General features: G+C 68.7%; 7 protein-coding genes and 1 pseudogene. 4 read left to right on the top strand and 4 right to left on the bottom strand.

All coding sequences use genetic code 11. The annotated features are described in order from the left end of the window. The 4 genes and pseudogenes from FL311_RS34565 to FL311_RS34550 form a co-directional block, all read left to right on the top strand. Positions 1-570 (top strand): annotated as a pseudogene (locus FL311_RS34565) (hypothetical protein); the annotation flags it as partial. Next, positions 560-2,755, top strand: coding sequence for a hypothetical protein (locus FL311_RS34560; RefSeq protein WP_141331952.1), 2,196 nt, complete (start codon positions 560-562; stop codon positions 2,753-2,755). The pseudogene FL311_RS34565 and the gene FL311_RS34560, both read left to right, overlap by 11 nt. Further along, entirely contained in the window at positions 2,752-4,086 is a 1,335-nt protein-coding gene (locus FL311_RS34555; RefSeq protein WP_141331951.1) for a hypothetical protein, read from the top strand. The genes FL311_RS34560 and FL311_RS34555 overlap by 4 nt, the downstream gene beginning before the upstream one ends. A gap of 152 nt (positions 4,087-4,238) precedes the next feature. Then, a complete protein-coding gene (locus FL311_RS34550; protein WP_141331950.1) occupies positions 4,239-4,442 on the top strand; it encodes a hypothetical protein in 204 nt (67 codons plus the stop codon). An 84-nt stretch (positions 4,443-4,526) separates the two neighbouring features. Here FL311_RS34550 and FL311_RS34545 read toward each other — a convergent pair whose 3' ends face one another. From FL311_RS34545 to FL311_RS34530, 4 genes are all read right to left on the bottom strand, one after another. Then, positions 4,527-6,296, bottom strand: a complete 1,770-nt coding sequence (locus FL311_RS34545) for a DUF4397 domain-containing protein (RefSeq protein WP_141331949.1) — start codon at positions 6,294-6,296, stop codon at positions 4,527-4,529. 41 nt (positions 6,297-6,337) lie between these two features. After that, positions 6,338-9,109: a hypothetical protein gene (locus FL311_RS34540; protein WP_141331948.1), complete on the bottom strand. Its 2,772-nt coding sequence runs from the start codon at positions 9,107-9,109 to the stop codon at positions 6,338-6,340. A 256-nt stretch (positions 9,110-9,365) separates the two neighbouring features. Next, the gene (locus FL311_RS34535; protein WP_141331947.1) at positions 9,366-10,406 is read right to left on the bottom strand and encodes a Virginiamycin B lyase; all 1,041 of its coding nucleotides are present in this window, start codon (positions 10,404-10,406) and stop codon (positions 9,366-9,368) included. A 91-nt stretch (positions 10,407-10,497) separates the two neighbouring features. Beyond that, positions 10,498-11,616, bottom strand: a complete 1,119-nt coding sequence (locus FL311_RS34530; protein ID WP_141331946.1) for a substrate-binding domain-containing protein — start codon at positions 11,614-11,616, stop codon at positions 10,498-10,500. Positions 11,617-12,159 lie beyond the last annotated feature (543 nt).

Raw genomic sequence — 12,159 nt, 5'->3', positions numbered from 1 at the left:
CCAGAAGAAGGCGGGGCGTGGGGCGCGGTGGCGGGACTGGGCGTGGATGCGCTGACCGCGACGGTGGACCTGCGGGCCCGTCTGGAGGGACGCGTGCAGCGAGGGGGCTTCCGACAGGGAGCCTTCGGTCCGGACCACGAACTGGCGCGCTTCCAGGTGACGGGCCCGTCCGCCTTGCCGCTGGCGGAGGCGTCCTTTCCGAACGGAGTGTCCGCGTATGGCGAGGTGATTCTCAGTGGGGATGCGGAGCGGCTGGGCACACTGTCGCGACGCCACCTGCGCCTGACGATGGGGGCGGAGGCCTTCTCGTGGGGCCGGGTGGATGTGGAAGGACGCCTGGAGGTGCAGGCCTTCCACCGGAGCCTCACCGTGGAGGTGGGCGGGATGGCGCTCGGCGCGGGTAAGCCAGCCGCGCGTTACCTCGTCTCGGGCGAGGCTCGGTGGCGCTTCTTGAGTGGCCGCCTCTTCGCGGTGGGACAAGGCGGCACGTTGCTGTTCCCGACGGCGGAAGGGTCGCTGCGTCCGGGTGCCTTCGCGGCCGTGGGGCTGGGGGTGGACCATGCGCGCTGAGCGACGTCGGCGCGGCGGAGTGGGCCTGGTGCTGGCCGTGGCGTTGCTGAACGTGGGCTGCGCCTCGTTGCCCGCGAAGTCAGGGACACAAGAAGTACTGAACTTCAGTCCCCATGCCGCATCCACCCATGCAACGTGGAGCGTGGCCCAGGCGTCATCTCCAGAAGGGGTGTCGGCTTCCTCGGCGGCAGGCGCGGCAGTGCCCTTGGGCCTTCGACGCGAGCCCCTGGCGGATGGGGCTGAAGGCGAAGGTGCGCCAGTCATGCAGTCGGTGGCGCGCACTGAGGCCTTCACGTGTGGGGGACGCCCCATGCACTCGGGCTGGCCTCACGTGGAGTCGAGTCGTGAGGCGCTGGAGCCCTTCCTGGCGTGTGCCTCACCCGGCGAGTTCGTGGCCATGCAGCGCGGGGTCGACATGGCCGCGTTGGTGGCATCGCTCACGGACTGGGACGCGGTCCGTCTGGGCGCCTTGGGTCCGATGGATGCACGGGCCTCGGAGGTCCTGGGCCGCAAGCGCGCGGCCTTCCTCGTCACGTCCGTGGAGAAGTACGGCGTGCCGTATGCCGAGGTGCTGGCCCTCTTCGTCCTCCACGCGGCCTTCGACGACGAGCTGCGCGAGGTGGTGCGGCTGCTGGCCCGCGACAAGCAATTGGAAGAGACCCTGGGCGCCATGGCCACCGTCCGCGAGGAACTGAAGCGGCGAGGCCTGTCGCTGGAGGACTTCCCCGAGCGGGAAGAGCAAGCACGCGATGTCCTGCGCGGACTGGGTCGAGCGGGCCGGGACATGCTCTCCAGCAGTCCGGCGAGCGATAGCGCTCGGGGACAGAGCCTCTGGGCGAAACGCGCCGAGCTCCCGCCGCCTTATCAAGCAGCCCTGGACGAAGTGCAGAAGGTGCTGGCGGAGCGGCACTACGCGCCAGGAAGCGTCTCGGTGGGAGCCTTCGACCACCTGACCTTCGGCGTACCCGTGGGTTTCTACCATCTGGTCGCCGGGACGGGGCACGGAGCGCGCTCGCTGGCACAGGGCAAATACGAGCGGGCCACTCGCGAGTTGGCGCCAGCCACGCTGATGGTGGCGCTGTATGCCGGAAGCAAGGGCGCACGAGCCCTGGTGAACTCCACGTCTGGTGGACGCAGTGGCCCGCGGCGGCTCTCCGCGCCAGACGCCGAAGCACTGAGGACCGTCGTGAAGGACTTGGAGGAGCAATTCGGCCCCAGCGCGGTCCGCGAAGTCTTCGCCCTCTTACGCGGCGAACGAGAGGTCGCCCGGTTCGCCGCGGTGGAAGGACCGGCTGGCGTCATCGCCTTGCATGAGGCCCGAGGCAGCCTGCCGAAGGCGCAGGCCCTGTTGACGGAGCGGTATCGAGAGCCCGCGAGCGCCAGCGCGGCGCGGGGCCGTGTCGAGCAGCGAAGTGGTGGCAGCTCGTCCCTCCCACCCGAGGCAGCCGGCATCCCCGTCGAGGTGGCGGAAGCAAAGCTGCGGCAGGCGGAGGCCGAGGCTGGAGGCGCGCGGCTGCCCATGAACGCGGGACTCCTTGAGAAGCACAGGGAGGCATTGCAGAAGGCCGTGCCTCCTGGAGCCGAGGTGCATGCCCTCTGGCCGGACTATCTGGCGTACCTGGAGCGGCGCACCGCGGAAATCGGGCAGCGGCAGGCGACGAAGGGGCCGCTGGGGTGGGCGGACTACCAGGTGATGCGCGACAGGTACGCCCGGGGCCTCGCCTTCGAAAGGACGATGGTCGCCCTTCTCATGGAAGACGCGGCCCGTCCGCGGACACAACGGCGATGGCTCCGAGACTTCGAGCAGCCCCGCATCGAGACGCACGTGGGGGTGGTGAAGGCGGACCTGCGATTCGCGGACGCGCTCGTCATCGAGGAGCGCCCTCCACCGGGACAAGCCCCCCGCGTGGAGACCTTCAGCTTCAAGAGTCGGGAGCTCAATCGCCTGGAGAGGAGTGAGCTGACGGCACAACTGAGAGCGGATGCGGGTGACGCCTTGAAATACTACGGAGAGACTGTGGACATAAGGCGGACTGAACTCCAGCGCCGTGGTATGCCGGTCAAAGTCGAGAGGGTCCGCCTCGTCTATGAACGCAAGCTTGCGCCGAGCGATACGGACGTGCTGGCAAGTACGGTGCGGAACGTCAAAACCTACATCAAGGGAGTGGAGGTCTTGTTTCAATGAAGCTGCTGACCCTCGAAGACCTGAACGTCGAAGACACGCTGAGGTTCTCGTTCGATGGGTCATTCAGCCACCGTGGCGCGCTAGAACGCGAATTGGCTCCCTTTCTTCAAGGGGTTGAGTCGCACGCAGGCGATTGGATGCCCGACCTCGTCAAGGGCAAGCGACAGTATGAATATTCACGCGATGCCGTCGTGAGCGCACTGAAGGAGCGCCAAGATCAATATGGGTCGACAGTGGGTTTGTACCGCACGACCTCTCCGGCAGTCTCTTTGACGATCGACCTGGGGCTCGCACACGAGCCCGCGGGGATTCACATCTGGCTTGATGTACAGCCTGTATCATTTTTCAGCGACCAGGGCCGATGTCAGGCGCTCGTAGAGACTGTTCGCGGGTGGAGTTCGACGTACTCGACTCCCTATGCCGTTGCGCACAGTGCCGCGGACAGACAGTTGGCTGACTTCCCCAGGTTTGGTCGCGATGACGAAACGTACGAGAAGCACGGGGCCGACAAGGTCTACGACGTGTTCTGGTTGAACGTCTTCGGTCCCCAGCTCGTGGAGAGCGTGGGTCGTGAGCGGATGCTCTCGACGCCCGCGCACCTCGTGGAGGAGCTGCCCAACGGCTCCGTCCTCCTGGTGCTGCGGCCTACTGCCGCCGACTTCGCGAGCGACGAGGCGCGCGTGGCGCAAGCGCGTGCGCATGTCCACCTGCGGCCGGACCTCGACTTCGACACGGTGCTGAGAACGTTGAAGGCACGTAGCGCCGCGCTCGCTCCGGTGGAGCCTCACTTCCACCCGGACCTCGCACCGCTGCTCTCGCGACTGCTGGACGAGTTCGCCATCAGCGAGCGACAGACGAAGATCGCCGAGCTCAACGCCTTCCAGCCACCAGAGCCGGAGGAGTGGCTGCCAACTGCGTTGTCGCCCGACGTGGAGAGCCCGGAGCCCCTGCTCGCGTCCTACGGAGCGCTGTCCGAAAGCCTCGTGGCGGCCCTGCACACAAAGGTGCCCTCCATCACGGAGGAGACGGTGGAGTCACTGACGGACCTGGACTTCTACTTCTGGAGGGAGAGCTTCCCGGAGCGGTACGAGCGACAGCTCATCGATGGGCACACGGCCCCCGCGCTCGGAGCCTATCTGGCGGCGGTGCTGGTGCGACGGCTAGGCGGCACGTGGCTGCCACGGCAGAAGCAGGAAGAATCCCAGGTGCGAGTCGGCAAGCGCGTCTGGCTCCCCTTCCTCCGCGCCCGTCGGTACATGCAGTCCCGTCAGTCCCTGCTGGACTACTCGCTCACCCAGTTCTTCCGTGCGGTGGCGCGACACCAGGCCTGAGCCAATATTTCCATCTCACGACAACCATTCCCGAGCCCAGGGAATGCGGCTGAAAAAGCAACGACTCCAGGTCGACGGTCTCCGGCTGGAAATGAGCACGGCGTCGCCCGGGTAGCCCTCCCGCGCGGAATCCTCCGCGCATGGGAGGACACATGTATCGAATCATGATGAGCACGGCGTTGATGGTGGGACTGGGCGGAGGCTTCACCCTGGGGGCCTTCCCGCTGGCGGCGGAGGCCGCGGGCCCCTCCATCCCGCCCATCTGCAGCAGGTCCCAGTGCCAATACCAGTGCAGCCTGTCGGGTGCGAATGGCGCCTGTATCAATGGGATGTGCCTCTGCTACATCGACGTCTGACACCCCGGGTCGCTGAAAACACCGCGCCCACCTCGAGCCCCTGTTGCAAGGGCCCGGGTGGGCGTCGGAATCGTCAGGCCCGACTCACGGCGCCGGCAGCGGACTGAAGCTGGCGTCGTTGGGGCCCGAGGCCCCCCAGTTGTTCTGCCGGACGTTGAGCGTCCGGTACGTGAGGGAGCTCTCCCACTCACCGATGAGGATGAGGAAGGAGGGCGTGGCAAGCACCCTGCCCCGGATGAAGCGCTGCAGCGAGGACTCGCCCGTCGTCCGCACGCCCAGCCACGTGTACGCCGGGGACGTGTTGGACACGGGCGGAGAGAAGGCCACACCCGCCGCGGGCTCGGTGGCCGTCAGGAACGACGCCCCCGTGAGGAGCGGCGAGAAGTCCCCCCGACTGAAGCCATCCTCCAACATCGAATAGGCCCCGAAGTCGAGCGGCGTCGGCGCGCTGGCCGAACAGTGGATGAAGCGCAGGAACGCCGACGGAGGCACCTCCGCCGCGAACCGCTCCCTCACCACCGTGAGCGTCGGCGAGGCGCCCTGTCGTCCACACAGCACGCCCAGGTAGCGGCCACCGGCCTCCAGCGGCCCGCTGTTCGCGGACTCGAGCACCGCCTGCCCGGGCTGACCATTGACGGTGACGCGCACGGGAACGCCCGTCTCCGACACGGGCAGGTCCGCCACCTTCGGCGACGTGCCGTAGGTGATGCCCGTGGCGATGTTGAGCGACTGGTAGACGACCTGGAGCGAGGACGCCGTGCCTCCGGGCGTCGCGGGCAGCAGCCCGTTGAAGAAGTAGATGAGCGGCCCGCGCCGCAGCCGCACGACCTGGTCCTGCTTCGCGGTGATGATGAGTAGCGCGGAGGCCCCATCATCCGGCAGCGTGCGCCGGTCCTCACCGGTGTTGATGACGTAGTACGCCCGCCCCTCCTCGAGCGTCCGCGGCGGCAGGTTGTAGTACAGCCATCCACTCTGCGAGGGCGTGAAGGCCGGGCTCGCCCCCGTGACGCTCACCCTCGCGTCCTCCCGTGGAACCCGCACCCCCTCCTCGTGCTCGTCCACCGAGTAGGCATTGACCGTGTTGCCCTCGTAGGGATTGCCCGCCTCGTCGGCCAGGCGACGCGTCGCCGTCGCGGAGGTGACCCGGTCCGCCGACATGAAGCGCACCCGCACCTGGTCCGGCTCCGTCTCGCCCCCCAACGCGTCATCCCTCAACACCACCAGGCGAGGACGGTCCGGTCGCTCCTGTCCCACCTGGAGCAACGAGCCCGCGCCCACCACCGTCACCCACGTCCCCGCCTCCAGCGTGAAGCCCACCTGCGCGAGCACCGGAGCCGACTCGCCCCCTTCCGCGTCTCGCGCCACGAACACCACCTCCTGCGTGTCGCCCGTGAGAATCACCTCCTGGAACGCGGTCACGGCCTCGCTCCCCGCCTCCACCGAGGTGAACAGCTTCGAGTCCCCCACGTGCAGGTCCACCGAGAAGGGCGCCCAGGGCTGGTCCGTCACGTCCGTGGGATTGCCCTTCGAACCCAGGAAGGCATTCACGAAGCGCACCCGCGCCCGAGGCCGCGTGTCCGGCCCCGCGTCCGGCATCCCCGCATCCGGAGGCCCCGCGTCCGGGACGACAGGGCCCGCATCCGGTGTCCCCGAGTCCGGGACGACAGGCCCCGCATCCGGTGCCCCCGCATCCGGTCCACTGTCGACAGGGCCGGGCCCGGAGTCCCGTCCCGAGTCCGGCACGCCCGAGTCGGGCCTCGGGTCCTCGGAATCATCTCCACACCCGATGGGCCCCACCGACAACAGGCCCGCCAGCATCAACAACCACACACGCAGGAGTCTGCTCTGGGTCACGTTGTCACTCCGGAAGAAAGGACTCACACGGCCAGGGCCGCTCACGGCGTCACTCCGCGCTCACACTCGGTCCGCAGGGGATGGATGGCGCTCGCGCCACGCGACAGCTCGTCACGCAGGTAGAAGTAGGCCATCACCCCCACGTTGAACTGCGCGCGCTGCAGCCACTCGGTGAGCGCGGGCTCCTGTCCGCCGCGCACCGCGTCCGTCAGCACATTGTCGAGCGTGCAGACCTCCTCCCACATGCGCACGCCGCCCACCGCGTTGCGGTTGCCACTGGGAGGCTCCGCCGACGCGGTGCCGAAGTTCCCCGTGCGGATGAGGTCACACGCCCCACGCCCCGCACCCAGCATGTTCGCGCCCCACTTGCTCCAGTCCGAGGCGCGCGGCGAGAAATCGATGTCCACCTCGCCGTATTTGATCCACGCGCTCATGAACTCCGGCGTGAACTGCACCGTCGTCCCACCCGACGCCATGTACGCCAGGTAGCGAGCCGCCCCATGGGGGTTCAGGGTGTCGAACAACCCCAGGTTCGACACCCCGTCCGTCGCGCCGAACATGCCGCTGACCAGGTTGGCCACGCGGCCTCCATTGAGCGCCACCAGCACCTTGGCCGCGCCCGTCTGTCCATCCCCCGCGCGTCCGTGACAGTTGGCGCAGATGCCCTGGTACGCGGTGGCCCCCGGCGTGGAGTAGTACAGCTCACCCCAGGGCGCGCGCGGGTTGCCCAGCGCGTTCACCATCCACTTGTCGCGCGAGTCGTTCCACGGGTCATGCCCGTCGGGAGGGCTGCTCCGCGTGGGGAACGAGCAGACGCGCTTGGGCTGCCACCAGTTGGTGGGGAAGCGCTTCTTCGCCAGCTGCTCGTGGCGCTCGGTAATCGCGTACCGCGTGAGGAACTCGAACGGCCCGTGGCCGATGGCCTGACGCCAGTCGTGTCCGCGCGGCTCGTACGGCACCTTGTCCGTGAAGTCCTCGGCAATCCAGGTGACGTCCGCCGGGTCCGAGCACGAGCCCGCCACCGCGGTGTCCGCCTGCCGCAGCCGAGTCCGCACCGCCTCCAGCTTCGCCTCCGGGCTCAACGACTTCTCCGCGGGCCACTCGAGCGTCGCCAGGTAGCGCGCCACCAGGAGCGACGCGCGGCAGTCCTTGCCCGGCACGTTGGTGGGCATGTGGATGACGCGCGCGTCCGTGTCCCGCGCCACGCGCTGGTACAGCGTGCTGGACGGCGTACGGAGGACCAGGTCCTGCTGGAAGTTGGGCACCTCGCAGTCCGCGTATACGCGCTGCCCGTTGCTCTCCTTCACGCCGCACGGGTTCCAGCCGAACAGGATGCCCTCCGCCGTGAAGTCCAGCGAGGCGATGGCCGGGTTGCTCCGCACCCCGAACCCGTTGGGGCTGTGACACTGGCCGCAGTTGCCGACGAAGTACCCCTGCAGCTCCAGCGCCGCCTTCCGGGCCTCCTCCGACACGGGCAGTGCGCGGGCCTCCGCGAAGCGCTCCAGCCGGGGCAGGTGCTCCTCCAGCGCCGCCAGCTCGCGGAAGGCGGGCACGCCGGTGACGACGCCGTAGCGCACCAGCCGGTCCATCTGGTTCAGCTCGTCCTCTTCCACCAACGTCTTCGCGTCCACGCCCGCCTCGCCCGAGGCACGGCGGTTGAGCTGGAGCGGCGTGAAGCCGAGGACGAAGTTCCGGGCCTCCGCGCCCGTGTGACATTGGACGCAGCGGTGCGCCCCGGGGACGGCGTAGTTGCGCGTGGCGCCGCCAATCTCGAACGCCTTGTAGACGAGGACCCGGTCCGAGAACGGCGCGTTGTCCCGGTAGCGCAGGTCATGCAGCTCCGCCACCGTCTCGTCCTCGTTCCAGAGGTAGGTGCCGAAGAGCGACTGGTCCCACGGCTCGCGCACCACGATGAGCCGCGTCTCGATTCTGCGATAGCGCCGGTGCCCGTCGCCGTCCGACACCGCCTTGAAGAACGTCTTGTAGAAGCGCGTGTTCGGCGGGACGTGGAACCGCTTCGTCTCCGCGTCGTACCGGATGGACTGTCCCGCGGGGACGTGGACCAGCCGCAGCTTCTTGGCGCTGTCGGAGAAGAGCGGGTACGTGGGCGCGAAGGCCACGGTGCCGTGCTCCACCAGCTTCGCCATGTCGAACGTCATGATGTCGGTGTCCGTCTCCGACAACAGGCGCGGCAGCCTCGTCAGCCCCGCGAAGAAGGTGTCCTTCGGAGCATCGCTGCCCAGCGGATACTCCTGGGAGACGTAGGGCACGCAGTTGCCCAGGTCCGTCATCGCGTCGCCCACCTCGCGCGCCACCGTGACGCCGCCCTCGGACGCCGCCTCACACTTGACGGGGAACGCCCCCATCGGAGCGCCCTGCGCCAGCCACGACTGGAGCGCACAGGACACCTCCACCGCCTCCTTGAGCTGCGAGGGCGTCGCGCGCGGCGGCATCTCGCCCTGGGCCGCCTTCAAGGCCATGCGCGCGCCGTCCCGCTTCAACCCCTCCACATCGGAGGTGTACTGGAAGCCACCCTGGATGTTGGGCGCCACGTGGCAGGAGGCGCACTGCGCATCCACCCGCGTCTTCAGGTGGTCGAAGGTCTCCGTCACCGTGGGACGGGTGCCCGCCTGACGCAGCGGAATCCGCTCCGCCGAGCGCGCGGGGAGACACGCCCGCTTGTAGGCGGGCACCTCGACCGGCACCTCCTTCACGGGCTCCGACCCGGGCGAACAGGCCAGCGCGATTGAAATCAACGTCAGACACAACAGCAGCGCGCGGCCTGGGCCCGGCCCAATCCGTGTCATCCCCATGATGATGTCCCTCCCGCATCCTCCGGATGCACCGTGACCACCCCCAGGCCTCTCCCACCGGGTCCAGCTGGATGAAGGAGACCTGCCAGGATGGGGCGCACCCTAGCCGCGCGCACCGGCAGTCAATGCCAAGTCCTTGCAACAAAACCAGACACGACCCGCCCGCACCCAACCACGACACAAGACGTCTGCCTTTCGACGTCTCACGAACACGTCACGGCCGGATGCGAAGAAAGGCGCTCAGGTCCCGGCCATGTCACGGCACGGCGATGGCGCGAATCCGTCCCAGCTTGTGCGTGCCGCGCTCGGTGAACCACAGGTGCGCATCCAGGCACCAGGAACCCGGCGGCGCGAGCACGATGCCGGAGGGCCGGCTGTTGGGCGACGCAAGGGCATACTCGGTGATGGTGCCCGCGTAGGAGATGCGGCCGATGCGGTTGCCGGCGAGCTGGGTGAACCAGAGCTGACCATCCGGCCCCAGCGCGATGGCGTTGGGCTGGCTCCCCGGCGTGGGCAGGGCGAACTCCGTCACCACGCCCTCCGGCGTGATTCGCCCGATGCGGTCCCCGGCCTGCTCGGTGAACCAGACATTGCCATCCAGGCCCGCGACGATGGCGGACGGCGCGCTCCGGGCCACCGGCAGCTCGAACTCCCGGATGACGCCGTCGAAGGAGATGGAGCCAATCTTGTTGGCCGCCTGCTCCACGAACCAGAGGTTGCCGTCGAAGCCCTGGGTGATGGCGCGGGGCTGGGCGCCCGCCGTCGGCAGGGCGAACTCCGTCACCACGCCCTCGGGCGTGATTCGGCCGATGCGGTTGCCCACCACCTCGGTGAACCAGACATTGCCATCCAGGCCGGCGGCGATGCCGGCGGGGCTCGAGCCGCGGTTGGGCAACGGGAACTCCGTCACCACCCCGTCACGGGAGATGCGGCCCACCTGGTTGGCGGCCAGCTCCGTGAACCACAGGTGCCCGTCGAAGCCCGCGGCAATCTGTTGCACGCCCGCGCCCGACGTGGGGAGCGAGAACTCGGTGAGCACCCCACTCCGGGTGGCGCGCCCCACCTTGTTGGAGCCCGCCTGGGTGAACCAGAGCGCCAGGTCCGGGCCCACGGTGATGCTCAGGGGACCCGAGCCCGCGGGCAGGGAAATCTCCGAGACGTCACCCACCGCGCCCCGCGAATCCCGGCAGACCCAGGGCGCGGCCTGGAGGTCGGACGCCAGGGCGGGCGCGCCCACGAGCGAGGTGGAGACGAGGAGCAGCGACGAGCGAAGCACGACATGAAGGTTCGAGCGCATGGGAGCAGGACTTCGGTTGCGGGAAGACATTGAAAGAAAAGGGGAGCGAGGGAGCCCCCCCGCCCCCTCGCTCCAAGAGGTCAGCCGAGGACTAGTTGCACAGGCCCTGGCCGCGGCCCTTGTCACCGCCGCAGTCGAGCGCGCCCAAATCACTGCAGGCGATGAAGCCCTGCTCGGTCAGGATGGCCTCGAAGTCCTCGGAGTTGGTGTCGTAGATCCACTCGTGCAGCGTGGCCTCGTCGAACGAGCGGGCCGCGTTGCGGTTCTCGTTCAGGAACAGCCGGCGCGACAGCGGGTAGATGTCCGTGGCGCCCGCCTGGAGCAGCTTGCGGACGTTGGTGGCGTTGGACTCCACGTAGACGCTCGTCGTGGGCGAGATGGGCGCGACGGCCTTCAGCTTGAGCTTCGAGTTGCCCGGACGCGACGCGGAGTCGCCGGCGTAGCCGATGGCGTTGGCGCCGGCCTCCGTCAGCCTGCCGATGCAGGCGGTGGCGCTGTCGGACGCGGTGCAGGGGCTGGGGTTGGCGGCGGACTCGTCCACGATGACCGTCACGCCGGGGCAGAACGCGCCGCCCTTGAGCAGCGACTTGAAGGTGTCCGTGGTGCCGGACAGGTCGTCGCGGCGGTACTTGACGATGGGCGCCGACGGCAGGCCGAACGCGCTCCAGTCCGTGGGGCACGCGCCGGGGATGGCCACGTTCGCGCTGTCGGTGGCGAAGAAGATGCGGCGCAGCTCCTGCGTGGTGAGGCCGTTGCTCGCCAGCGCCGTGTACGTGCTCGTCTTCACGAACGCGTTCACCGCGTCCAGCGCGATGGTGTTGCTGCGCTCGCCGGGGCAGCAGCCCTTCGCGTCCGCGGCGGCGCCCCCCAGACAGGTGGCCCCCGACGCCGTCTTCGGCGCGGCGAAGTCACGCGACATGGGCGCCAGCATCTGCTGGCCCGCGCCGCAGAAGCCGCTGGAGCCCACGCCGTTGCGCATGCACGCCTCGCCCACGCCAGAGCCCTTGCCCTCCACGCTCAGCCCGGAGCCCGCCTGCAGCGCCCCGGCGATGAACGTGTCCTTCAGCGTGTCGGAGCCGTAGAAGGCCTGCGCCAGCGCCTGCCCGCGGCTCGACTCCGCCTGCTGCCCTCCCACCACCGACTGACCACCGCAACCGACGACCGACATCGCCACCACCGTGGCGGACATCACCCACTTCATGCTGTTCATGGACGACTCCTCAGGTATCGCGGGGGATTGACGGCAAGACGCGGCCCTCTCCCCGCGAAGACGCGGGAGCGGTGAGACCTCGTGCCTGGAGAGGACCGTCGAACCCGGAGGCCCGGGCTTCGACGAGGCGCAAGGTGCCTCAATGGCCAGACAGGCGCTGACTCAACTTGGTCAAGATTTGGCCAGCGCCATGTCACACCCGCCGTGCGGCAGCCTTCACAGCCGCTTCGTGGCGCGTTCGTGGCGCGCGCGGGCGCAATGTCAGACACCTGACAGCTGCTGGCCCCACACCACGCCACCTCGCCTGCTCGTGGGTGCTACAGGCCTGTCTGCCTTCCTGCCGGCCGCGTCGTTTTTCCTCCCACGTTGGCTGGTGGACAGGGATTTTTTCAGGAGACAGGACATCCACCCCGCCCTCCAGGCCCATGTCCCCGGGCCCCACAGAGGGAAAACCCTTGCGGGGACGCCGCTGGCAACCTGCTTGCAGAAGCATCCCCACGGTTGAAGGGCAGAGGGTCGTCGGGGGGTTGGGCGGCGGAAGAG

Source organism: Myxococcus sp. AB025B, assembly GCF_006518215.1.
GTDB classification, from domain to species: domain Bacteria; phylum Myxococcota; class Myxococcia; order Myxococcales; family Myxococcaceae; genus Myxococcus; species Myxococcus fulvus.
Note: the sequence above shows the minus strand (reverse complement) of the source record. Positions and strands in the feature narration are given on the sequence as shown.

Excerpts from the sequence above, each read along its gene's own strand:
- FL311_RS34560 (WP_141331952.1), top strand. The coding sequence starts at position 560 with ATGCGCGCTGAGCGACGTCGGCGCGGCGGAGTGGGCCTGGTGCTGGCC.
- FL311_RS34555 (WP_141331951.1), top strand. The coding sequence starts at position 2,752 with ATGAAGCTGCTGACCCTCGAAGACCTGAACGTCGAAGACACGCTGAGG.
- FL311_RS34550 (WP_141331950.1), top strand. The coding sequence starts at position 4,239 with ATGTATCGAATCATGATGAGCACGGCGTTGATGGTGGGACTGGGCGGA.
- FL311_RS34540 (WP_141331948.1), bottom strand. The coding sequence starts at position 9,109 with ATGGGGATGACACGGATTGGGCCGGGCCCAGGCCGCGCGCTGCTGTTG.
- FL311_RS34535 (WP_141331947.1), bottom strand. The coding sequence starts at position 10,406 with ATGCGCTCGAACCTTCATGTCGTGCTTCGCTCGTCGCTGCTCCTCGTC.
- FL311_RS34530 (WP_141331946.1), bottom strand. The coding sequence starts at position 11,616 with ATGAACAGCATGAAGTGGGTGATGTCCGCCACGGTGGTGGCGATGTCG.